Source organism: Paenibacillus sp. FSL P4-0127 (assembly GCF_038007325.1).
GTDB lineage: Bacteria > Bacillota > Bacilli > Paenibacillales > Paenibacillaceae > Fontibacillus > Fontibacillus macerans.
On sequence record NZ_JBBOWY010000001.1, the window covers coordinates 1,191,211 to 1,215,445 of the forward strand.

The 24,235-nt window shown below is 53.6% G+C and carries 19 protein-coding genes and 2 pseudogenes; 13 read left to right on the plus strand and 8 right to left on the minus strand.

The features are described from left to right. Window positions 1-52 precede the first annotated feature (52 nt). Window positions 53-1,099 (minus strand): hypothetical protein, encoded by a 1,047-nt coding sequence (locus tag NYE74_RS05315; protein ID WP_036618860.1) that lies wholly within the window; start codon window positions 1,097-1,099, stop codon window positions 53-55. 692 nt (window positions 1,100-1,791) lie between these two features. Here NYE74_RS05315 and NYE74_RS05320 point away from each other — a divergent pair. Then, the gene (locus tag NYE74_RS05320; protein WP_036618863.1) at window positions 1,792-2,691 is read left to right on the plus strand and encodes a DMT family transporter; all 900 of its coding nucleotides are present in this window, start codon (window positions 1,792-1,794) and stop codon (window positions 2,689-2,691) included. Between the two features lie 193 nt (window positions 2,692-2,884). On the opposite strand, the gene NYE74_RS05325 is transcribed toward NYE74_RS05320, so the two are convergent. The 3 genes from NYE74_RS05325 to NYE74_RS05335 form a co-directional block, all read right to left on the minus strand. Further along, a complete protein-coding gene (locus tag NYE74_RS05325) occupies window positions 2,885-4,423 on the minus strand; it encodes an aminotransferase class V-fold PLP-dependent enzyme (protein WP_316561234.1) in 1,539 nt (512 codons plus the stop codon). Window positions 4,424-4,556: 133 nt separating this feature from the next. Next, on the minus strand, window positions 4,557-5,036 hold the full coding sequence (locus NYE74_RS05330) for a DsrE/DsrF/DrsH-like family protein (protein WP_036618869.1): 480 nt from the start codon (window positions 5,034-5,036) through the stop codon (window positions 4,557-4,559). Between the two features lie 64 nt (window positions 5,037-5,100). Beyond that, the gene (locus tag NYE74_RS05335; protein WP_316561235.1) at window positions 5,101-5,670 is read right to left on the minus strand and encodes a DUF421 domain-containing protein; all 570 of its coding nucleotides are present in this window, start codon (window positions 5,668-5,670) and stop codon (window positions 5,101-5,103) included. Window positions 5,671-5,912: 242 nt separating this feature from the next. On the opposite strand from NYE74_RS05335, the gene NYE74_RS05340 reads away from it, so the two are divergent. From NYE74_RS05340 to NYE74_RS05375, 8 genes are all read left to right on the plus strand, one after another. Beyond that, window positions 5,913-6,923 carry a LacI family DNA-binding transcriptional regulator gene (locus tag NYE74_RS05340; protein ID WP_036618872.1) on the plus strand — a complete coding sequence of 337 codons (1,011 nt, stop codon included), beginning with the start codon at window positions 5,913-5,915 and terminating at the stop codon, window positions 6,921-6,923. Window positions 6,924-7,066: 143 nt separating this feature from the next. After that, on the plus strand, window positions 7,067-9,418 hold the full coding sequence (locus NYE74_RS05345) for a glycoside hydrolase family 65 protein (protein ID WP_316561241.1): 2,352 nt from the start codon (window positions 7,067-7,069) through the stop codon (window positions 9,416-9,418). Window positions 9,419-9,491: 73 nt separating this feature from the next. After that, window positions 9,492-10,790, plus strand: a complete 1,299-nt coding sequence (locus NYE74_RS05350) for an ABC transporter substrate-binding protein (RefSeq protein ID WP_316561237.1) — start codon at window positions 9,492-9,494, stop codon at window positions 10,788-10,790. A 24-nt stretch (window positions 10,791-10,814) separates the two neighbouring features. Then, window positions 10,815-11,711, plus strand: a complete 897-nt coding sequence (locus NYE74_RS05355; RefSeq protein WP_316561238.1) for a carbohydrate ABC transporter permease — start codon at window positions 10,815-10,817, stop codon at window positions 11,709-11,711. 15 nt (window positions 11,712-11,726) lie between these two features. Further along, on the plus strand, window positions 11,727-12,566 hold the full coding sequence (locus NYE74_RS05360; RefSeq protein ID WP_316561239.1) for a carbohydrate ABC transporter permease: 840 nt from the start codon (window positions 11,727-11,729) through the stop codon (window positions 12,564-12,566). Window positions 12,567-12,587: 21 nt separating this feature from the next. Next, on the plus strand, window positions 12,588-14,855 hold the full coding sequence (locus NYE74_RS05365) for an alpha-L-rhamnosidase-related protein (protein ID WP_316561240.1): 2,268 nt from the start codon (window positions 12,588-12,590) through the stop codon (window positions 14,853-14,855). Window positions 14,856-15,224: 369 nt separating this feature from the next. After that, window positions 15,225-15,899 carry a beta-phosphoglucomutase gene (gene pgmB / locus NYE74_RS05370; RefSeq protein ID WP_036618888.1) on the plus strand — a complete coding sequence of 225 codons (675 nt, stop codon included), beginning with the start codon at window positions 15,225-15,227 and terminating at the stop codon, window positions 15,897-15,899. A 436-nt stretch (window positions 15,900-16,335) separates the two neighbouring features. Continuing rightward, window positions 16,336-16,896 (plus strand): hypothetical protein, encoded by a 561-nt coding sequence (locus NYE74_RS05375; protein WP_036618890.1) that lies wholly within the window; start codon window positions 16,336-16,338, stop codon window positions 16,894-16,896. A gap of 451 nt (window positions 16,897-17,347) precedes the next feature. On the opposite strand, the pseudogene NYE74_RS33260 reads toward NYE74_RS05375, so the two are convergent. From NYE74_RS33260 to NYE74_RS05390, 4 genes and pseudogenes are all read right to left on the minus strand, one after another. Further along, a pseudogene (locus tag NYE74_RS33260) lies at window positions 17,348-17,520 on the minus strand (transposase); the annotation flags it as partial. A gap of 392 nt (window positions 17,521-17,912) precedes the next feature. Continuing rightward, window positions 17,913-18,407, minus strand: a complete 495-nt coding sequence (locus NYE74_RS05380; protein ID WP_051985193.1) for an AbrB/MazE/SpoVT family DNA-binding domain-containing protein — start codon at window positions 18,405-18,407, stop codon at window positions 17,913-17,915. A gap of 199 nt (window positions 18,408-18,606) precedes the next feature. Beyond that, window positions 18,607-19,995, minus strand: a complete 1,389-nt coding sequence (locus NYE74_RS05385) for a hypothetical protein (protein ID WP_036618892.1) — start codon at window positions 19,993-19,995, stop codon at window positions 18,607-18,609. Window positions 19,996-20,108: 113 nt separating this feature from the next. Beyond that, window positions 20,109-20,273, minus strand: a pseudogene (locus tag NYE74_RS05390) (Tn3 family transposase); the annotation flags it as partial. Between the two features lie 195 nt (window positions 20,274-20,468). On the opposite strand from NYE74_RS05390, the gene NYE74_RS05395 reads away from it, so the two are divergent. From NYE74_RS05395 to NYE74_RS05410, 4 genes are all read left to right on the plus strand, one after another. Further along, on the plus strand, window positions 20,469-21,170 hold the full coding sequence (locus NYE74_RS05395) for a response regulator transcription factor (protein WP_124332369.1): 702 nt from the start codon (window positions 20,469-20,471) through the stop codon (window positions 21,168-21,170). Further along, window positions 21,163-22,260, plus strand: a complete 1,098-nt coding sequence (locus NYE74_RS05400) for a sensor histidine kinase (RefSeq protein WP_124332370.1) — start codon at window positions 21,163-21,165, stop codon at window positions 22,258-22,260. The genes NYE74_RS05395 and NYE74_RS05400 overlap by 8 nt, the downstream gene beginning before the upstream one ends. Window positions 22,261-22,415: 155 nt before the next feature. After that, window positions 22,416-23,333, plus strand: a complete 918-nt coding sequence (locus tag NYE74_RS05405) for a carbohydrate ABC transporter permease (RefSeq protein WP_124332371.1) — start codon at window positions 22,416-22,418, stop codon at window positions 23,331-23,333. Window positions 23,334-23,362: 29 nt separating this feature from the next. Then, window positions 23,363-24,235 carry a carbohydrate ABC transporter permease gene (locus NYE74_RS05410; protein ID WP_124332372.1) on the plus strand — a complete coding sequence of 291 codons (873 nt, stop codon included), beginning with the start codon at window positions 23,363-23,365 and terminating at the stop codon, window positions 24,233-24,235.

A 24,235-nucleotide genomic window follows, 5' to 3' on the forward strand; every position in this document is an offset into this window, starting at 1 on the left:
CCCGAAGCCGTGATTGGGGGCTTTTGACAGCAGCATGCGGCGCAAGGCAGGTTCATCCTTGCCCGGTCTTAATCTCGGGGTTGGCGTCCATGATCGCTTCCGCCGTCTGCATTAGCCGGGGCAGATAGCGCAGCCCCTCCCCGGCGCGGGCGAGAAGGTCGGCGGAGCTATATATGCCGAGGTCGGCAAGCATTTCGTTGAAGCCGGGGAGCGATTTTTTGTGCAGGGCCGGAGCGTCGGCGGCCAAAATTTTGAGGCAGCGGGCAAAGGTAGCGACGATCCAGAACACCGCCTCCTGATGGCGGCCGCCCCGGATCAGCTCGCGGCTGCCGTCGATCGCGGCCGGGCGCGCCGCGGCGGTGATGTCGCTGCTGAAGAAGAACGGCGTACGGGCATGCGCAGCGGCCGCGTCGAAAGTCCGGGCCAGCGCGTCCAGATGGGATTCCGCCTGCTGCGGCCCGAGCTGAGTGCAGCCGAGCAGCCGCAGCAGCTCGGGGTATCTGGCGCTGAGCCCGTAGTCGGCCAGCGCCTGCCGGGCGGCGAGATAACGCAGCCGTACGGTAGGATTGCGCAGCGCGGCCGTAAGCAGGACATGGGTCATGATCCCGGTCGGAAACAGCCACGCGGTCACCTGGTCGTGCCATGGTGCGGAAGGGTCGATGCCGCGAAGTCCACGCTCTATGCGTTCCCGGGCGTTTTCGCAGCGGCGGCGTACCCATGGCCGTTCGGCGACACGGGGGGCCACTTCCGTCTGCAGCTTACGCAATCGTCCCGCCGGATCAGCGATGATCGTATCCGTCCGGAAGCTTGCGGCGAGATGATAATCCGTCAAGGCATTTTCGGCGGAGGCCAGTTGGCTCCAGGGCAGGTATGTTACCTCCAGGAGCGCTTTCTCGAAGAGAAATTTTCCCGGCTTGAGCGGTGGTTCGGTTTGAGCGGTCACAACGATAACATCGATGTCGGAACTTGGGGACATGGGCGCGTCATCCGGCAGACCAACCGTTGAACCGCTAAAATAGGCTCCCAGAAAATCCGCTTTCCGGGCTGCATGCTCCGCCACCCATCTGGCGGCTGCCGTTCGTGCGGACCCTACATTCATGAGCATCTTCCTCCATTTTTATGCAACATCGATATTTCGATCATAGTCGAAGCGAATCCGTGCTACAATCACAATCGGTACACCGCGGTAAGAAAACTCAGTCTGCCCGAGCCCCTCTAAATAAATGACTTTTATGTCCTTATTTTCCGGAGGTGAGCATGTCCATTCCCATTAGGGGACTTTTATGTTCTTATTTTCCAATAAACAGGGTGAAAAGCGCCATTTCCCTGCAGTTTGAGAAAATAACGACATAATTTCCCTCTATTACTCTTGAAGTGGGTGATCTCGCCGAATTAACGCCATTTCTGGTCCTTAGTTTCCGCCTGAGCACTAGCGTTTGCGTTAACTCTTGCACAAGACAACTTGCAGCCCTGATGTTTTCTGGATTTCCCGCCAAAACTCAAGTTTTCGAGCCGATTCTATCGCCCGCCGGAAATCTAACGGTTGCAGCAGCTGCTATTTTACGAAAATGGACCTTTTCTTAATTCTAACGGTTGCCATCGCCGTTATTTGCCTGAATCTAAGTTAAATTAGCCGGGTTTAAGCAAAATAAGCGCCATGGCAACCGTTACAATTTTAAATCAGCGTTTTTTGAACAAATAGCGGTTGTGGCAACCGTTAGAACATGCAGCTCAACTTACTATAGATAAAAATACTTTAGCGCAAACGCTGAAAGAAAGAAGGGATTGGGAGTGGCGCGTCCGCTTTATTTTGCATTGATTCTATTAAGCCTGATATGGGGAGGTTCCTTTTTCTTCATCAAAATTTTGCTGCCGGACTACGGCCCATGGGCGATCGCCTTCCTGCGGTCGGCCTTCGGGCTGGCAACGATCTCCGCGGTGATGCTGATCCTGCGCAAGCCGTTTGGCTTCCGCAGCATTCCCTGGCCGCCGATGGCCGTCATGGCGCTGGTGAATACCGCGATTCCCTGGGCGTTCATCGGCTTCAGCGAAACGCGGCTGACGAGCGGCATGGCCTCGGTGTTAAATGCCACGACGCCGCTGTGGACGCTGGCCGTAGGGGTGTTGTTCTTCCGCGCCGCCGCGGGCCGGAGGCAGTGGCTGGGGATGGGCATCGCCTTCATCGGAATCATCGTCCTGCTCGGCGTAAGTCCTACTTCGATCGTTTCGGTCGACGGGCTCGGCTTCGCCTGCATGCTGGCGGCCACCCTATGTTATGCGATCGGCTCGCACTTGTCCAAGAAGCTCTCCGAAGGATTGTCGATGTATCAGGTGACGTTCGGCACACTGCTGTGCGCCATGCTCGGCAGCGGCGTCATGGCCGCGGCGACCGAGGGCGTTTCTCTGGCGCCGCTGGCTTCGCCCGCCACGCTGGGCGCGGTCATCGGTCTGGGCGTATTCGGCTCGGGCTTGGCTTATATTCTTTTCTATTTCATGGTGCAAAAAGGCAGCGCGCAGTTCGCCACGACGGTCACTTATCTTGTGCCCGCCAGCGCGATTATCTGGGGCTTCGCGCTGCTGCACGAGGCGGTCGGCTGGCGTCTCTTGGCCGGGCTTGTGTTTATTCTCGGCGGTGTCTACCTCGCCAACAAAAAAGGGGCGCGGTCAACCCGCATGTCAAAGGCGGCCTGACCGATTGGCCGCCTGCCCGGCCTCCAGGCCGCCTGCCCGCGGGCTTATCGCCTTCATAGGCGATCCGCGAGGCGGTGCTGATAATGGCGCTGCCCGGCGGGAGATAGGTAGGTATCCGGACTCCATCCGACTCACTCCTTCTCTCAGGATCACTGGCATCGCCATACGTTATGCGCTTTCCGGCGGAATATGCCTATCCTCTGGAGAATTCGAACCATTCCTCGCCAAACGCCGGCCGCTGTTCGCGAACATGCCGCCATTCGTTCGTTCGCGGTTCATAGATGTAGTCTTGTTTCCACTCCTTGATATTCTCCGTGACCGCCCGGACCGCGGCGCCGATAAATGCGGCTTCCCGGTGCGTCATTATCGGATGAAGGGACACGCGGACCCAACCGGGCTTCCGCGATAAATCGCCGGCGGCGATCAGGCCGGCGATTTGCCGGGACGAAGCGCGGTCTATGCCCAGCAAATAATGGCCGTACGTCCCCGCGCAGGAGCAGCCGCCCCGGACCTGAATGCCGAAGCGGTCGTTCAGCAGCTTCACCATCAGGTTGTAGTGAACGGATTCCGTGACAAAGGACACGATCCCAAGCCGGTTCCGGCCGGGTCCGCCGAGAATGTGCAGCCCCGGAACGGATTCGAGCTGCCGCAGCAGCACCTCCGTCAGCTCCCGCTCGCGGCGCAGCATGCGTTCGGTCCCCATCCGCTCCTTTAGCTTCAGGCATAACGCCGCGCGCACCGCCTGCATCACTCCCGGCGTGCCGCCGTCCTCCCGCGTTTCGGGGTCGGGCCAATACTGGTACTCTCCCCAAGGATTGGTCCAGGAGACCGTACCGCCCCCGGGATGATCGGGGACCGGCTCGGCGCCCAGCTTCGCATTCATGACCAGTACGCCGCTTGTGCCCGGGCCGCCGAGCAATTTGTGGGGGGAGAACAGAACGGCGTCGAGCCGGTCCTCCGGGGCTCCCGGCGGATGCATATCGATGCGTACATAAGGAGCGCTGGCGGAGAAATCGACCACGCTGATTCCGCCGTGCTCGTGCATGATCCGCGACAGTCGGTGATAGGGCGTTTCAAAGCCCGTCACATTGGAGCAAGCGGTAAACGCCCCCACCTTGACCTTCCGCTCGCGGTACCGGTGGAGCAGCCGCTCCAGGTGCTCCGGGTTAACGCGCCCGTCGGCCCCTGGGGGAATGCAGACCACTTCGCCGATCGTTTCCCCCCAGGAAATATGGTTGGAGTGGTGCTCCATATGCGTGACGAAGATGACCGGGCGGTCCCGCTCGGCCATCGTGGACAAGGCCGCCGCCCGCCAGCGCCGCGGCATTTTCAGTCCCAGCAAACGCTGCAGCTTGTTCACCGCGCCGGTCATCCCGGTCCCGGCAAGCAGGAGCATATCGTCCGGTCCGGCGTTGACGTGGCGCTTGATGATGCGCTTCGCCTCCTCGTAAGCGGCGGTCATCGCCGTGCCGGTCAGATTGGAATGCGTATGCGGATTTCCCGCGAACGGGCCCAACTCCCCGGCCAGTTTCGCTTCGATCGGCCGGTATAGACGGCCGCTGGCCGCCCAATCGGCGTAGAGCAGCCTTTGCCTTCCGTACGGAGAAATAAAGCTCTGGCGATAACCGATCGTATTTTCCCGATAAAAATGGAACTCATTTTCCTCCGCGATGTTGCGCCGCCCGTTCAACCCGTGTTCGTGCGCGGCGGTACCGATTTTGGCCTGCAGCATGCCGTGTCTCCCCTTTAGGCTTCTTTTAAGATCGGTTTAGGTTACGTACATTCGCCCAAAGGGGTTAAGCGGAAGTTAGAATTGTCGGGAAATTGTAATAATTTGGATAAGTTATCCGCCTTGCTTCATGCCTTTAGATAAACAACTGGATATCGGATTCCAGCGCATCGCGCAGATAGGTCTGAGCATCGATGATCTCCAGTTCGGGAATGAACTCCTCCGGTTTGAGGCCCATAATTTCCACGGAGAGCTTGCAGCCGTAGAATTTGATGTTCTTTTTTCGCGCGCCTTTCAAAAAATGAATCAGCTTCGGCGCCTCGTTGTCTTCGATCATCTCCGTCAGCATCCGTTTGCCGAGCCCGCTGAAATTCATCCTGGACAACGGCAGTTCCTCCGGACCTTTGGGCGTCATCCAGGTCATCAGTTTTTCGTACAGCGTTTTGTCCTCGAGGGTCATTTTGTCGGGATCGCGCACGAGAAACAGCCCCCAGAAGGCGAAGAACATCGTCACCTCCACCTCGATATCCCGCGCGGCATTCGCCAGGATCAGTCCGGCCATCGCTTTGTCGTATTCACCGCTGAACATCAGCAGGTTCATTCTTTTTTGTCCCATCGTTTCCAGCCTCCATCACAAGATGACTCTAGTATGTTGTTGGTAGCGGCCGGTTATGCCGAATTCATGAATTGGCCATACATGGGAATTCCTTTATTGGGATTGACTGAGGTGGGATGATGGATTGGTCCAGGGACATGCCTGGTTTGAGCCCGAAAATACGCTCCAGATCGCCGACGGTAACGGGGCGGGCAGACTCCGTCAGTTCGTATCCGATCTGCCCGTTGGGTTCCAGAGTGGCCGTTTTTACGTCGGCGATGTTGGATACGCCGATCTGCCTTAACCTAAACCTCCAACTGGTCCCGCTTATGCGCAGCTTGCGCATGTTGTTCGGCACCACTTGTCCGTTTTCGATCATGGTGATGGAACGGCCGCTGAGCAAGCCTTCGAACCAGTTCCATTTCAACTGCAAGTATTCGACGACAATCAGCCAGAAGATAAATACCGACGCGGAAGCGAGTGCTTTCCACAGCGGATCGAAGGCTACCGGTTGCACGACCATCGTCCCGATCGAAATGATGATTACGGTGGTTGCGGCGGTCGATTGGGCGATCGACTTTCTGCCGGCAATCCGCAGCAGTGTGATCCCGGCCAGGACGAGGACCGAAGATTCCCATACCCAAGACCAGTTCATCAGCAGTTCCTCCTTATCCAATCCAAGAATTCATGGTTAAGTTGGATTTTTTTGCTTAATTTTATACAGAAAGCAACCCGTCCCTCGTCAGCTCGGCCGAACATAAACAAATCGAGGTAAGCGGTTAACCAATCGGTTGCTATTTTGCCGGCATTCTATACAATAGAACTTGAACCTTATAGTGCGGGTTCAAAAAGTCGGCTTTTTGACCTACCTCTTAATAGAAATGTTGTGGTGAAAAGATGGTATCGATCAAAGATGTGGCCAAGCGGGCCAATGTGTCGATTTCGGCGGTGTCCAAGACGTTGAACGGTTATTCCGACGTCAGCGAGTCGACAAGGCAAAAGGTGATGAAGGCCGCGCAGGAATTGAACTATTTCCCGAATATGCTGGCCAAAAATTTGAAGCACAAAGTGACGAAAACGATCGCGCTGATCATTTCCAACTTTGAGCAGGCCAACGGCAAAGACGGCGTAATGTTCCAGATTATGAGCGGGGTTTATGCGGCCGCCCAGCATTACCAGTATGAAGTCGTCATCTATACGCGGAGTTTGTCCGAGCAGCAGGACAAATCCTACTGGCAGTTTTGCCAGGAAAACAAAATCGCCGGGGTGGTCATTTCCGGCCTGCGCACCAGCGACCCTTATTTCGAAGAATTGGTGAACAGCGAACTGCCAAGCGTTGTCGTCGATGCGAATATCGTCGGCCCGCATTCGGGATCCGTGGCCACGGACAACCTCAGCGCCGCCAGGGAGGCCGTAAAATACTTAATCGGCAAAGGCCATCGGGAGATCGGCCTGATTAACGGGCATCCTTTTGCCGCGGTTAGCGTGGATCGTCTCGAGGGGTACCGCCAAGCTTTGGAAGAAGCGGGTTTGCCGTATCGTCCCGAACGCGTGATCGACGCAAATTTTAACGAGGAGGAAGCCTATGAAGCCGCGGACGGCTATCTGCGGGACAATCCCGGAATCACCGCCGTTTTTGCGGTCAGCGATTTGATGGCGATCGGATTTATGACCCGCTGCCGGGAACTGGGCATAGCCATTCCTGATCAACTCTCGATCATGGGATTTGACGATATCGTACTGTCCAGCTATACGACGCCCAGATTATCGACCGTCAAACAGGACTTTACCAAGATCGGTTATTCCGCCTTTGAACAGGTGGTTAACATGCTGGAAAAGCAAACGGCCGGCTATCATAAAATTCTTCCGTTCGAAATTGTTGACAGAGAGACGATTAAGGTGCAATAATGGAGTCGAAAACGTTTTCGAATAAGTAATGTCTTTTTTATTTTGCTGCAATCGAAATCGTTTTCGAATTTTTTCATCGTTTCGAAAACGATTTCGATTGCGCTTTCAGAAAAAAAGAAAGTGATATGGAGTGGATGAATGCAATGCTAAACTACAATCCGGCAAGTACGGAAGAACTGCGAAACTGGACGTTCTCCGAGACCGAATTTGATCCGCTGGCCCTCGGCAAGTGCGAGGCCGTAATGTCGCTTGGGAACGGCTACATGGGGCTGCGTTCGGCGACGGAAGAACCCTACATCGGGGAAAAAAGAAATTTGTTCGTCAACGGCACGTTCAACAAGTTCGATGAGTTCGAAGTGAGCGAATTGCCGAATGCGGCCGACTTGACCAAACTCGACATCCGGATCGACGGCACACGCTTGTCGCTGCAGCTCGGAACGGTGACCGAGTATGAACGCAGGCTCAATCTGCGGGATGCGGAGCTGGTTCGCAGCTTCGTATGGGAGCACCGGGGCCAAAAAATCGCCTTCACGTTCCGGCGGTTCGTCTCGTTGGCCCATCTGCATCAGATCGGTATGCAGGTGGAAATCCGTTTGCTGCAAGGAGGCGCTCGCCTCTCGATCAACTCGGGCATCGACGGCCAGGCCGGCAACAGCGGCAGCCAGCATTTTCATGAAGGCGAGAAGCGGATTTACGACAAAACGTATTTGGAGCTCATTCAGACGACAACGGAGTCGAAAATCGACTTTGTGCTTGGGGCGGCCCACCGCTTGGAGGTTAACGGCAGCCAGGCCGATATCGCCCCGAAAATGGACATCGACCGCCGCAAGGTAGCCGTCACCTATTCGCTTGACCTAGCGGAAGGGGACGCGCTCGTGTTTGAAAAGCTGGCCGCCGTTTACACCAGCCGCGACCGCGAGTTCGCCGAAGGCGCGACGCTGGACGCGCTCCGCGAGACGGCGCTGCACGAACTGAAGGAGATGCACCGCGCCGGATACGATGAGCTGTTCCGCCGGCACCGGGAAGCCTGGGCCGATGTCTGGAACCGGTATGACCTGTCGATTCAATCGGCCCATGATTTCGATCAGCTGGCCGTCCGCTTCGCGGTCTACCATCTGGTCGTCATGACGCCCGCCCATGACCGCCGCATGGGGATCGGCGCCAAAGGCTTAAGTGGGGAAGGCTACAAAGGCCACTCCTTCTGGGATACGGAAATTTTTATTTTGCCGTTCTACATTTATTCGAATCCGGAGGTTGCCCGTTCGCTGCTGGAATACCGTTACCTGGGGCTGGAAGGAGCGCGGGCCAAGGCGCGCGACAACGGTTACGAAGGGGCGATGTATCCTTGGGAAGCGGCCTGGCCGAGCGACGGCGAAGTGACTCCCGTTTGGGGAGCGGTGGACGTGGTTACCGGCGAGCAGACCAAAATCTGGTCCGGGTTTATCGAGCAGCACATTACCTCCGACATTGCGTACGCGGTCTGGCATTATTACCAGGCGACCGGAGACCGGGATTTCATGCGCCGCTGCGGGTACGAGATCATCTTCGATACGGCCAAATTCTGGGCCAGCCGGCTGGAATGGAACGAGGACCGGGGCCGCTACGAAATCAACGGAGTTGTCGGGCCCGACGAATACAAAGAACATGTCGACAACAACGCGTTCACCAACTATATGGCCCACTTTAATCTGGAGCTGGCCATGGAATACTATAACGTGCTGCTGGAAGAAGACGAGGAGCTGTTCGCCGAGCTGAACGCGAAGCTTGGCCTGGAGCAGGCCGTGTCCGATTGGGCGGCCAAGGCTCCGCGCATTTATTTGCCTAAGCCGAACGAAGCGGGGATCATCCCGCAGGATGATACGTATTTGCAGAAACAGATTATCGACCTCACCCCATACAAACAGCAAGAGAGGGTCGGCGGTATTTTCGACGATTACAATCTCGACCAGGTGGGAGAAATGCAGGTATCCAAACAGGCGGACATCATGATGCTGTTTTTCCTGTTGGAAAACCGGTTTTCCCCGGAGGTGAAAAAAGCCAACTACGATTACTACGAAGAAAAAACGCTGCACGATTCCTCGTTGTCCTTGTCGACGCATTGCATTCTGGCCAACGATCTCGGGGATCGCAGCCTGGCTTACCGGCTGTTCCGGCGGGCCGCCGAAATCGATCTCGGCCCTTATATGCATTCGTCCGACGCGGGCATTCACTCGGCCTCGCTGGGCGGAATTTGGGAGTCCGTAGTTATGGGCTTTGCCGGTGTGCGGATGCTGGGCGGAGAGCTGCATGTGAACCCCAGACTGCCGGAGGCGTGGGAGACACTATCTTTCCCGCTGTATTGGCGGGGCGAGCGCCTGCGGTTTACGCTGGACCGCCAGCGCCTCCATATTCAAGCGGAGGACGCGAACGCGGAGGTCGCGCTAATCATACATGGACAACGCGTACAGTTTAACGGTGAACTGCATTACAATTACGAGTTGATCAAGCAATCTTAACGGACCGTAGCTCCGGTATTTCGGCAGAATCAACGGTTTTTGATTACAGGCTAATTAAGGGAGGTCATTAAAAATGAACAGAAAATGGTCGGCAGCAGTTATTTTGGTTATGGTTGCGGCGCTGGTTTTATCGGGATGCGGAGGCGGAAAAGGCGCTTCCGGCGGCGGGGGCGCGGAAGGCGGGAAAGAAAAAGTAAACTTGACCTTCTCCGTCTGGGGAGACGTGAACGCCGGCGCCAACGAGCAGAAGCTGGCGGATGAATTCAACGCGGCGCATCCGGATATCCAGGTTAAATTCGAACCGATTCCAAGCGACGGCTACGGCACGAAGCTGACCACTTCGCTGGCCGCCGGGCAGGCCCCGGACGTGTTCCTGATCGGTGAAGGCGATTATTTCAAATATGTCGATAAGGGCGTCATTGAACCGCTTGACGATTATTTGAAGAACGACAGCTCCTTCTCCCTGGACATCTTCCAGAAGGACCTGATCGACAACATGAAGATTAACGGCAAGCAGTATTATTTGCCGAAAGACTTCAATCCGCTGGCCTTGTGGTACAACAAGCGGATGTTCGATGAAGCGAAGCTCCCGTATCCGACGGACGACTGGACTTGGGATGACCTGATCGCCGCCGCGCAGAAACTAACCAAAAAAGACGGCGGCAAATATACGCAATTCGGCTTCAACGCCACGAAATGGGAATATCCGATTTACACCTATCTGTGGGATTACGGAACGGACATCGCCAACGAGGACGGCACCCAAGCGGAAGGCTACATGAACGGCGACAAGACCGTGGCCGCCCTGGAAAAATACGTGGCCTTGTCCAAAGGAGAAGGCCGCGTCTCCCCGACGCCGCAGGATACGGAAACGATGGGCGGAGACTCTTCGATGTTCATGACCGACAAGCTGGCGATGATGGTGACCGGACGCTGGATCAAAGGGGATCTGGACAAATCGGACGTACAATACGGATCGGCCTTGATTCCCAAAGGGGAAGACGGGACTAGAACGAGCATCATCGCCAGCGCCGGCTGGGCCGTCAACGCCGCCAGCAAGCATAAGCAGGAAGCCTACGAGCTGGTGAAATGGCTGTCCGGCACCGACGCCCAGAAGCTGCGCGCGGAGAACAGCAAGGTGCTGCCCGCCACCGTCGCCGAACTGGATCAGGTGAAGGAGGCGGAAGTAGCCGACAAACCGGTGATCGAAATGATGAGCTACGCGAAAAAGCCGGTCACAATGCGTTCCGCCAACGGGCCGGTGTTCGTCGAGGAATTCACCAAGGCGCTGGAGAAAATCTTGCTGGGCAAACAGGATGTCAAGGGGGCGCTCGATGAAGCCGCCAAAAATGTGGACGGTAAAATCAAGTAGGCGTCTCATCAAGGAGGTTTTTCCATGCGTAATTCAAAATCGGAGCGCGCCGGGTACTTGTTTATTCTTCCCTGGTTGCTCGGACTGCTGCTGTTCACCATCGGTCCGATGCTGTTCTCCTTGCTGCTGGCTTTCAGCAAATGGGACATCATCACCGGGGTCAAATCGATCGAATGGGTCGGGTTGGATAATTTCCGGGCGATTTTTCAGGACGATCTGTTTTACCAGTCTTTAAAAGTGACCTTTGTGTTTGCGCTTGTTTCCGTGCCCCTGTACCAGATTCTCTCCCTGCTCGCGGCGATGCTGCTGAACATGCGAAGCCGGGGCATGAAGCTGTTCAGGCTGATTTACTTTATGCCTTCGGTCATTCCGGCGGTCGCCGTGTCGATGATGTGGGTGATGATCTTTAACCCGGAATACGGGATTCTGAACCGGGCTTTGGCCTTGTTCGGCATCCAGGGCCCGGCCTGGCTGCAGGACCCTTCCTACGCGCTGGGGGCGCTGATTGTCATGGGCATCTGGGGGATCGGCAATACGATCATCATTTATTTGTCCGGGCTGCAAGGGGTTCCGGAAGAAATGTACGAAGCGGCCGAACTTGACGGGGCGGGCCGTTTGCGCCGTTTTTCCAGCATTACGCTGCCGATGATCTCGCCGACGATCTTTTTTAATCTGATCATGGGGATTATCGGCGGATTCCAGTATTTCACCCAGGCCTTTGTCATGACGAACGGCGGGCCGCTCAACTCGACGCTGTTCTACAATTTGTATCTGTACAACAAAGCGTTCCAGGATTATGAAATGGGTTACGCTTCCGCGCTGTCCTGGATTTTGTTCGTGATCATCCTCGTCTTCACGCTCCTCGTCATCCGCAGCTCTTCCATGTGGGTGTACTACCAGGGCGACGACGAAAAGGATTAAAGGAGGCGCAAGCAAATGGAACAAAGGCTCGAAAAAATAACCATATCCGGGATCGTAAGCCAGCTGGTGCTGATTGCCGGAGCGGCGGTGGTCATCGTTCCGCTGCTGTGGACTTTTTTTACTTCTTTAAAAACGCCGGCCGAGGTGTTTAAAGACAACTTCTTCCCGACGACCTGGCTGTGGAGCAATTATGCCGACGCCGTGCGGGCGATCCCGTTTTTCACCTTTTTGCTCAACACGCTGATCATTCTGATCCCGGTGCTGATCGGAACCGTATTTTCGGCGGCTTTATGCGCCTACGGCTTCGCCAGATTCCGCTTCAAAGGGAAAAAAACGCTGTTTCTCGTTTTGCTGGCGACGATGATGCTGCCTTCCCAGGTGACGCTGATCCCGATGTTTATCATGTTCAAGGAAGCGGGCTGGGTCGATACGTTTTTGCCGCTGATCGTGCCGTCCTTTTTCGGGGGCGGGGCGTTTAATATCTTTCTGATCCGCCAATTTATGCGGGCTATCCCCCGCGATCTCGACGAATCGGCGTTTGTGGACGGGGCAAACCGGATGCAGATCTTCTTGCGCATCATTTTGCCGTTGTCCATGGCGCCGCTGATCGCCGTAGCCATTTTTACCTTTATGGGCGTATGGAACGATTTCCAAGGACCTTTGATTTATTTGAATTCCACGGAAAAATACACTCTGGCGCTGGGCCTCTCGATGTTCAAGGGGCTCTACAATGTCGAATGGAACATGCTGATGGCGGCTACGATCCTGATTATGCTGCCGGCGCTGATCGTCTTTTTCGTCGCGCAAAAATACTTTATCGAAGGCATCTCCATCTCTTCGGCGATTAAAGGCTGATTTATATCAAGGAGGAAGTTCATGAGCCGATTAACGAGCAGACACCCACTTAATCTTTATTATCACGGCGGCGAATACGTCAAAATTTGCGGCTCGCAGGACGGGTATTTCCCCGATTTCGGCCATCATCTCGCGGGCGAGATGGGGGGCGTGTGGCTGCATCCGATCAAGCTGCTGGACGGTTTTTGGCTGAAGGTCACGGATCTGGAGCGGGGCATTTCCGTCTGGGCAAGAGCCGACGCTTTTGTGAGTGAGCCTTGGGGCGGCCGTTTTGAATACGATCACTGGCTGGGCCATATTCCGGTTTCCATCGAGCGTTCCCAATTCGCGCCGGAACGGGAAAAAGGGTTCGTCGCCGATTACCGCGTCTTTGCCAATGCCGGGCAGCCCGTACGTTTGCGGTTGGAGCTGCTCGTGCGGACGGACCTTCGCCCGGTCTGGTTTTCGGAGCAGGCCGGCGTCGTGGACGGGGAGCAGGACGTGCCGGTGGAGATCGCGGATCGCCAGGTGCTGGTCAAGGATCAGGATAATTCGTGGTTCGTGCCGGTGGAGATCGCGGATCGCCAGGTGCTGGTCAAGGATCAGGATAATTCGTGGTTCGTGCGGGTGGGGACAGACCTGCCGGGGACCGCAGTCGAAGCCGATCCGGAGTTGTACGGACCTGAATTTACGGCGGGGGCCGGCTGCGGGATCGCTTTTGCCGCGGAGGTGGAGCTTCAGGCGGGGGGAACGTTCGATTTCCGGCTGTTTGCGGCCGGTTCGTATACCTCGCGGGAGGAGTGCGACCGTTCCTACGAGCTGATTTCGCAGCGGCATGAAGCGCTGCTTGCGGAGAAACAGGCGTTGTACCGGGAAATCGCGGAAAGGGCCAACCTGGAAATCGAGGGCGAACCGGGATTGAACGAAGCTTTTGCCTGGGCCAAGTGGAACAATCAGTGGCTGGTGCAGACGGTCGACGGGCTGGGCCGCGGCTTGACCGCCGGGGGACCGACGTATCCCTGGTGGTTCGGCTGCGACAGCACCTATGCGCTGCAGGGCGTGTTGGCCATCGGCGACCCCGTGCTGGCGAAGGATACGCTGGATTTGCTGCTGAAAAAGTCGGAGGAAACGAACGGCAACGGGCGAGTCGTGCATGAGATCACGACGCTGGGGGCGGTGGCCAATCCGGGCAATACCCAGGAGACTGCGCATTATATCGCGTTTGTGTGGGAGCTGTTTCAATGGACCGGCGATGAAGCGCTGCTGCGCCGCCACTATGGCTATTGTGTGAAAGGGATCGATTGGCTGCTGGGGGAAATGGACCCCGACGGTGATTTGTTCCCTTCCGGCTACGGGATTATCGAAATCGCCGGGCTCAACATGGAGCTGATCGACAGCGCCGTTTATACCGCCCAAGCGCTGCGGGCGATGGCCGCCATGAGCGGGTTCTTTGGCGAGCATGAGCGGTCGGCGAAATACGGCGAGCTGGCCGAGCGGGCGGCCGAGGCCGTCAATCGGGTTTTCTGGCGCGAAGCGGATGGCTTGTACGCCGACGCTGTAGCGCCCCGCGAAATGGTCGCGGCCAAGCGGGAGGCCATGGTGTCCCTGGCGGAGAAACACGGGGTTGCCGGGTACGGGGAGTACATGGAGCGGATCCTTCAGGACACCGCCGGCCAGGAAGGAGACATCCCTTGGCTGCTGAACAAAAACTGGGTGATCGTCACGCCGATGGAGGCGGGCATCGCCGATCCGGACAAAGCCGCCAGAGCGCTGGAAACGATGCGGTCGGACGTTTTTGTCGGCGAGTATGGCACCTATCTGTCCGGCATCCTCCAGCAGGGGACGATGACGATTTCAACCGGCGTCCATGCCGTGGCCGAAGCGGAAAACGGGCACCCGGACGAGGCGCTGGAACTGCTGCGCCGGATGCTGCGCACGTTCTCCTCGGCGCTGCCCGGCTCTTTTTCCGAGATGTCCCCGGACTACGGTTGCGTGGTGCAGGCCTGGACCCTTTACGCGCTGGCGGTGCCGGTCGTCCGCGGATTTTTCGGCGTCCGGCCGCAGGCGCACCGGCGCGTGCTGCGCTTAAACCCGCAGCTGCCGGCCGCTTGGCATGACCGCGAATGCAAGCTCAGCGGGCTGAACATCGCCGGCGTCCGGTTTGATATCGTGATCAGGCCCGGAACGGACGGGCAGGGCCGTGTAGTCACCGTACGCAATGATGAAAGATGGCGCGTGGTGCTGGAGCTGAACGGGGAGCGCCTGGAAAGCGACGAGCCTTGGATCGAGTGGGAAGTTGGCGGGAAGTAGAGGGAAGTAGAAGGAAGTAGAAGGAAGAAGAGGGGAGGTGAGGTGAGGGGAGGAGAGGGAAGATGCTCGATGATTTGGGGCGTTTTTCACTAAAAAACTCCACCTGGCGCCGATCCTTAAAATTCACCGCCCGGCCCAACGTTCTGATTGGAAAAATCCAATAGAATGGAAATTCAGTCATAAATACAATGCCCAGATTGGATATTTCCAACAGATGAGGTTCAGCAGACGCAAAACGGCGCCATTCGGGCAAAATCTATTGGATTTTTCCAATAAGAGCTCAAAATGCGTTTGGTAGCTGGAAATTCTATTGGATTTATCCAACGTGGGGTACTATTGAAAAAAGTGGATAGGAGTGTTCTGGACAATATGGAATTGAAAGCGGTCATTTTTGACTTGGACGGGGTGATCACCGATACCGCCGAGTATCATTTCATCGCTTGGAAGCAGCTTGCCGAAGAACTGGGCATCGCCATCGACCGGGCGTTTAACGAGCAGCTTAAAGGCATCAGCCGGATGGAATCGCTGGAACGGATTCTTATTCACGGCGGGAAGGCGGATGCTTATACGCCGGAGGAAAAAGAGGACATGGCGAGGCGGAAAAACGAGCATTACGTTTCACTGCTGGAGCGCCTGAAACCGGAGGATACGTATCCGGGCATACGTGAGCTGCTGCTGGAAATGCAGCGCGAGGGGATTCCGGCGGTCATCGCGTCGGCCAGCAAAAACGCGCCGCAGATTCTCCACGCTCTGGAGCTCACGGAATTATTCAGTTACGTGGTGCCGCCGGATTCGGTTAAGCGGGGCAAACCCGCCCCGGATCTGTTCCTGCGCGGAGCCGAGGAGATCGGCGTGCCGCCGAAGGCGTGCATCGGCGTCGAGGACGCCCAGGCCGGGATCGAAGCGATTAAGGCAGCGGGCATGACCGCAGTGGGCATCGGCGAGGAAGCCGCGCTCACCGCGTCGGGGGCGGACGTTGTCCTGCCGGATACCACAGGGCTGAATGTAGCCTTTTTACGGAAAACGTTGGACTTCAAAAGCTGAACTGTTCGAACCAAGTGTAGGGGCGGACCGAAGTATCATCACTTCGGCCAGCCCCTTTTTGGAGTAAAAATAAAACAATCTATGCTACGATTTAGATGCCAATAAAAATAAATTTACAAATCCCTGATTAGCTTCCTCTCTAAAGATATCAACGTCTTCATTTATCGGAATATATTCACCTTCACCAATTTTCTTTAAATAAAGAGGCTCAAAACCGAGATCAGTGCTTGGCAAAATAAATGTCTTGGTATCCCTGGATGCTGCTTTGCACGATTATCCCTCTTGTTCAGGGGGTGGAGGGGAGGGGCTAATCAAGGTCCTTTTCCCGATCAAACGGGATAATCGTGCAAAGCGTCCGGACAGCGGATGTTAATCTGCCGACCAACCGGCCTTCCCTGTCAAACGAGAATTATTGTCACGAGGGATGAATGAGTCATTGGCAGATGCAGGAATAGGTCCAGCCAATGAAAATACCACTAAAGCAGATGCAATTGTAGCTACTACTCTTCTTTTAAATCCTTTCACGAGCAACTCTCTCCCAATGAAGGAATATTATGGTACAATATTGATTACAGAATATATTTACCATGATAGCAACGAGAAAGGGCAAATTTTCAAAATGGTGAAAATTTTAAGGAAAAGAAACTTAATTATTTTAGGTTTCATAATTCTTCTATTTGGAGTGTACACGATTGATTGGAGCGGGACGCCACAACCTGTAAAAGCAGTTAATCACTATCTAATGTTAGTTCAAAAGAAAAATGCTCAAGACGCCTATCAAATGTTGTATATCCAAAACAGTAAAAGTAGATTATATTTTGAGACGTACAAAGAGAGTGTATACAGCGATCCATTGATCGAGTACAAAATTAAAGGCTCTTCAAAAATAGACAAGAAGATTTATTACGTATCGACATATATAAATATGGATGGTTGGGAGACAGATCATACCTTCGAAGTAAGGAAAATCGACGGTAAATGGAAGATTGTATACTAAAGCAACTGTTGTGGGGCTAAGAAAATAGTAAGACCCCTGGCGTAGCACCAATTAAAATTAATAGCGGAAAAAGGGACTCAAAACCGAGATCAGTGCTTGACAAAATAAATTATGACTTTGGCTCTGAGGTGGCTGTCTATAGCGTTCGTGTCTTGGTACCCCTGCATGCTGCTTTGCACAATTATCCCTTTTATTCAGAGGGGAGAGGGTGAGGCTAATCACGGTCCTTTCATTTTTTTCGGTGTCTTGCCCCATTCCTCCCGTCAGGTCTGCTTTACTTCTCCATAAATCTCCTTCTTACAAACCTGTCTAGCGATCTCGAACATGCTGCTTCTCCCAAACCTATTTTCTTCTCCTGAATTTATCTTCCTCTCTGCTTCCGGATCAAATGGGATAATCGTGCAAAGCGTCTGGACAGTGGATGTTGATCTGCCGATATTTCTTGCCACGATCGGTTACATTCAACAAGAATGCCGGTTTTGTAGCGCCCATAGTGTCTTGTGAAGTAATGACGACGTCGATAAACCTTGATGCGATTATAGAGCCCTTCGACTGTTGCGTTTGTCCAGCGACAGGATGGTAGTTCACGATCTCTTCTTGCCAATTCTGCATCGTTTTCAGCGAGAAGTAACAGTTGTTACAACGGTCTTATTTAACTTCTGTATAATATTTGTGTAGCCAGTTAGACAATTCGATATTAGGTCAAATGTAAATTGGAGGTATAAATAATGAAGTCCATTCGTTTTTTAATGAAATCATTTCGATTTTGGTTAGTTTTAATTCCGTTTTTCGTTATTGTTGTAAATACTTCGGTAAATGATGGCTACAACATACTATTGGCCATATTTGGTCCGTTGGTTTGGTTATACGATTTTTTTTATTCCATTTCCAGAGAAACTTAAAGAAGGGCGTTCCCCATGTTCCAGGAACGCCTTTCCGTTGATGAATATTCGCTTCCATTCCAGCCGGGTTACATAGCATACGTTCGTATGTATGTCTCAAACATACATTTTCTATTAGCTCTCTGCTGATTTCATAGCACGAAGTAGTTGACTGACTCTCGACGGCGAAACTCCGATCCTTTCCGCCCACTTGGATTGATTTTCAGATGGATAGATAGCCATTACTTCATTGAGCTTTCGGATTAATTCACTCGTCTTTTGCCGGGGCCGCCGTGCAGCTCCTGCGTCTAGATTGCTTTGATTTTCTAACACCACCGCAATTTCCAGGTTAGCCGATTGTTGACTCCCTGCTTGCTGTTCAGGGAACAGTTCCTGTAAGCATGCCGCGCAAATGAAGCGTTCCCGGAAGTATATAAGCTGCTCCATCGATTGGCAGAACAGGCACTCTTGTGTCCGGTACGGGCGCATCATGATTCTTTGGGATGCATTGTCAATAAAAAACTCTATGGTATCGCCCTGGCTTATCCCAATAAAACGGCGTAATTCAATAGGGATAACGATTCTCCCAAGCTCATCAAGTGGCCTGACAATCCCGATACTTCTTATCATTCCTGATTCCCCCGCCTCCGGCAGAAAAACCACCGAGCTTTGTGTGGAATCCGGTGGTTTTAGCTGATATGTAAATTATAGCGACTTGCCATCTAAAAATCATGGTAGAGATTCGAATTACCCTCCAACATGAAAGTCGAGCGTCCCCATAAGTGGTCCTGCACTTACTCCTACACTTATCACCAATACGAATAGAAAATTAATGGCGTACAGAACATTCTTTTTCATGGCCTTCCCCCATTTCCACTAATTGATGATACTCTACTTTCGATTCAGCCGACGCAACGTTTCTAAAACGTTCAAACAATCTCATACACCGAAGCATAGAGCTTTCGTTATTTATCATAGTAGATTTTTTCAGGCCATGCATCAATGATTTAAAGCCTTGTTCATAATCCTCTCTGAATAAGTAATAATCGGCTAATTCACACAGCAAACCAACGAGCTTATTATCGGTATTTTGTTGGTTATAGATTTCGTTTTCTTCCTGTTCCAGGACATTAGATAACACGGTTTCAAACTTAGTAAGGACATGATCGACGTTAATCTTGTAACGGTTAGCTACTATCATGATATTCCATAAACCCGTAAGTATTTCATTTTCCTTCTTTTCAAAGTAATTCACGTATTCCGGAAGCAACTCTATATTGCCAGCCATTAACTTGGTCAATAAAATATTCGCTTGAGTCCATTCCTGGAACAGGTTCCTCCAGTATAGTGTATCTTTATCCGCCTCTTTAACCCATGCTAAATCAGCAGCTTCGCTGAGTATTTGCAAAGCCAATTCATAATCTCCTTGTTCATAATAAGTGTTACTTATTAGCAAATTACTAAAGGCAACATAAAAAAATAATGGTCTAGGCAGTTTCTTAACAATGTCCTGGTTATTATTTTTCCGGGAGTGGGGCAAAGAGTACTGAATTTTAGCCAGCTGCTTTAACTTTATGCAAATTTTATAGACCTTATCCCAGCGACGCAAAGAACGATAAGTGTCCGCCAAATTCTTCAATGCATCCAGTTGGTCGATTTCATCAAGCCGCTCCACGAAAGGCTCAAACTGGATCGCAGCCCGGTAGTTTTGTTCCTGATCGGACCCGAGTCTAGTTAGGAACAACTTGTACTGGCAATAAGCCAACCGCTCTGAATGCTGACTTTTTTCGCTTAGCGCTACACTCTCGTAAAGAATCGCTGCTGCCATCCGTTTTCCTTGCGCAATTAAATCTTCCGCTACCTCAAATAAGGGAGATGAATATACAAGGTTATCCAGCAATAGATTTACGGTTTGTTTAATGCAATCCAGCTTGTCCAACTCTGCGCACCGGTACAAGAAAGGTTTGATTCTGCGCCAATTCGGCGCCACTTCATTCAAGCACTCCTGGATGTACTGCTCATAAAAATGCCCATCGGGGAGATTCATCACCGTAGTAATCCGGTCAAGTTGATGCACGGAAAGCACTCTCTGACTGTGTAAAATAGCACTCATCGTGCCCGTATTCAATCCGGCCTGCTTGGATAGTTGACTAATATTTAACCCATTCTGTTTTGAAAATTGCTCCAGCGCTCCGAGAATCGTGGTTGTATCATTCAAACTAACCACCTCTGATAAATTTTGGGAATATATCATAAATATAGCCATCTTTTAAACAATGGTCAATATAATTGACTAGAGAAGGTGTCAGCTTCGCTGGTACTCCCCCTAGTCAGCACGCTGGATTTGATGTAGATCAAACAGTTCTTCAGGAGGTGAAGCGACAGTACGGTCATCTCCTGATCCTCTAACCGGTTGGCAGCTATTTCTTCGCCTTTTCCGTAAAAAATGAAACTGTCTGCCGAGTTTCAATTCTCCACAACATTCAAGCCCGAATCTCCCCAGCTCTTCGCTAATCATTAATATAAATTTATTTTTTTCCAAAAAACCACTCTATTAACAACAAAACAAATGCAACCAACGAAACTATCAATGAAAAACAGAACGGAAGTAGTAAATGATTATCACTAATACCATTTGAAATCGCAGGCTGATCTCGGTTATGCTGTCCATGAAAAGGAGAGAGCCAAGCGATGAAACCAATCACGATTCTGATTGCTGATGACGAGGCGGAGATCGCCGATCTGATTGAGCTGCATCTGGTCAGAGAGGGCTACCGCTGCATCAAGGTATCCGACGGGCAGCAGGCGGTTGACGCCGTGCGGACGCAGCCGGTCGATTTGGCGATTCTGGACATCATGATGCCGAGGCTCGACGGGTACGAGGCTACGCGGCAAATTCGCGAGCGGCACCATCTGCCGATTATTTTTCTGAGCGCCAAGGCCAGTGACCTCGATAAAATTACCGGGCTGGTTCGCGGCGCGGACGATTACATGACCAAGCCGTTTAACCCGATGGAACTGGTGGCCCGGGTGAACGCGCAGCTGCGCCGCTTCATTCAGCTTAACCCGTCGGCGGGAGCGCAGGCGGGCATTCCCGTGCTGGAAGCTGGCGGGCTCGTCATCCATCCCGAGGAGCGGACCGTATTTCTGTACGGTGAGCGGATCGAACTGACGCCGAAGGAGTTCGATATTTTATATTTGCTGGCCAGCCATCCGAAGAAGGTGTTCAGCTCGGAGCATATTTTCCGGCAGGTGTGGGGCGAGGCTTATTACGAAGGCGGAAATACGGTGATGGTGCACATCCGCACCCTGCGCAAGAAGCTGGGAGAGGAACAATACAAAAACAAGCTGATCAAAACCGTATGGGGGGTAGGGTACACGTTCGATGGCTAAACTCAAATTCCGCAGTTTCCGCTTTCAAATGATCAAGCTGTTCGGACTAAGCATGCTGCTGTCCGCCGGTACTACTGTTCTAATCTACTTGGCGTTGCGGCAGTATTACCATACGTTGTTACGCGAAGACCCGATGTTCGAAATCCGCCAAACGATCAGAGATATCGGCGATATTAATGTGTTCTTGATTATTTTTTTCCCGATCTCGTTTTTTTACTTCTATCTGCTGACCCGGCGTTACGTCGCTTATTTCCGGGAAATTTCCCGGGGAATCAACCAGTTGGCCGGGGGCGATTTCAGCTACCGGGTCCATGTCCCGTCGAGTGACGAACTCGGAGATATCGCGCGGGACATCAACCTGGCCGGCGAAAAGCTGCAGCATGCGGTGGAACGAGGCGATTTTGCCGAAACCAGCAAAGAGCAGCTGGTGCTCAACCTGGCCCATGATTTGCGAACGCCGCTGACCTCCGTGATCGGGTACCTGGACTTCATTCTACAGGGCAAGGATTTGACCGCCGAACAGATGAAACATTACACCTCCATCGCCTATACCAAATCGCAGCGGCTGGAGAAGCTGATCGACGAGCTGTTCGAGGTCACGCGGATGAACTACGGCAAGCTCAAGCTGAACCGGGGGCCGATTGACCTCGGCGAACTGCTGACCCAATTGGCTGAAGAACTGTACCCCCTGTTCGAAAAAAACGAGCTGACCGTCCGCCTCGACCTCGCCCCGCAGCTGACGATCTCCGGCGACGGGGACCTGCTGGCCCGCGTGTTCGAGAATCTGCTGTCCAACGCCGTCCGTTACGGCAAAGACGGCGGGTACATCGATATCCACGGCCGGATGGAAGAAGGGAATGCGGTCATCCGCGTCATCAATTACGGGGACTCCATTCCGCCGGACGAGTTGCCGCATCTGTTTGAGATGTTTTTTACCGGCGACCGGGCGCGGACGCATCAGGGAGGCAGCACCGGCCTCGGCCTGTTCATCGCCAAAAATATCATCGAACAGCATGAGGGCTCCATTTCAGCGCAAAGCGACATCATCCGCACGCAGTTTGAAGTGCGCTTGCCGAAGTTAGGAACTTAAATACATGTTCAAAAAGCAGGTTTTATGAAAGCAGATGCCCCGCCCGGCTGAATTCAAGATTCGACATCGAGTTAAGAAAAATTTAAGATTTACCCCACTTTTGATTTTAAAAGTCTGCCCTATGCTTAAAGGCATGAATGCAGGAGGACTGGAAGATGAAGAAGTGGGTTTTTTTGCGTGCGCCGAACGGCCTGACCCGGCTGGGCCTCGCCCGCCCGTTGCGCGGGGACGGGGCGGCGGCGTGGTTGTTTCTGGCGCCGAGCGCGGCCGGGTTTGCGGTGTTTTATCTGATTCCGTTCGGGATGAGTCTGATGTATTCCTTCATGAGCGGCACTTCCGGCGGAAGTTTCGTCGGCCTGGCGAATTACCGTGAGCTCCTGTCCAGCGATTCGTTCCGGAAAGCGGCGGCCAACACGTTTTATTTCAGCGCGCTTGGCGTCCCGCTGATGCTGGTGCTGTCGCTGGGACTGGCACTGCTGTTGAACCGGCAAATCTATCTGCGGAAGTGGCTGCGCACCTCCTACGTGCTGCCGCTGGTGGTGCCGGTCGCCTCGGTCATCATCATCTGGCAGGTGGTGTTCGACTGGAACGGCGCTTTGAACTATGCGCTCAGCCATTTCGGGATCCAGCGCGTGGACTGGATGAAAACCCCCGCCGCCCGGTATGTAGTCATCGTCGTGTATTTGTGGAAGAACGTTGGCTACAACGTCATTTTGTTCCTGGCGGGCCTGCAGCAAATTCCGCAGGATTACTACGAAACCGCCCGGGTCGAAGGCGCCGGACCCTTTCGCCAGTTTTTGGGCATCACGCTCGTTTACTTAACGACGACGACGTTTTTCGTGGTCATCATATCGATCATCAATTCGTTTAAGGTGTTCCGGGAGACGTATTTGCTGGCGGGCGATTATCCGCATGACAGCATCTACATGCTGCAGCACTACATGAACAACATGTTTGCTTCGCTGAACATTCAGAAGCTGACGGCCGCGGCGGTGCTGATGGTCGCCGCCATCCTGGCGATCGTCCTGGTCTTGTTCGGGCTGGAGCGCCGCTACCGGAAGTTTATGGAATAGGGAACTTGTACGAATAGGAGGTGGACGGCGTGCAAGTGATCAAAGCGGTGCAAAAAGCTCTGCTGACGGCGTTCCTGGGGGTGATCGGCTTGCTGCTGCTGTTCCCGGTCGTCATTACGTTCACCAATTCGCTGATGACGGAACAGGAGCTGAAGATCAATTACGGGGAGATCGGAAAGCTCACGGAGGTGACTTCGACCGGTGCCGGAACCTTCGTCAATCTGAAATGGGTGCCGGACCAGGTCACCTTGGAGCAGTACGGCCGGCTGTTGGTGTATACCCCGAAATATTTGGTGATGTTTTGGAATTCCGCGGGACTGGTGCTGCCGATCATCGCCGGACAAACGGCGGTGGCGGCGATGGCCGCCTATGCGCTCTCCAAACTGCGGTTTCGCGGACGTGACGCGCTCTTCTTGGTCTATTTACTGTCGATGCTGATGCCCTTTCAGGTGACGCTGGTCCCCAACTATATCATGGCCGATAAGCTGGGACTGCTGCACAGCCCGGGAGCGGTGATCCTGCCGGGCGTGTTCGCCGCGTTCGGGGTATTCATGCTGCGTCAGTTCATGCTGCATATCCCTTACGCTTACATCGAAGCCGCCAAAATGGACGGCGCCGGCCATCTGCGGATATTCCTGACGCTCATCCTGCCGATGGTCAAACCGGGACTGGCAGCGCTGGTAGTCTTGCTGTTCGTCGATTATTGGAATATGGTCGAGCAGCCGCTGATCTTTTTGGACCCGCTCAAGCAGCCTTTATCGGTCTTTCTATCGAGATTAAGCGGAGAATGGGGGACGGCTTTTGCCGCATCCATGCTGTACATGTCTCCGATGGTGCTGTTGTTCCTCTACGCGGAGACGTATTTCATCGAAGGCGTGCAGTTGTCCGGGATCAAGGGATAA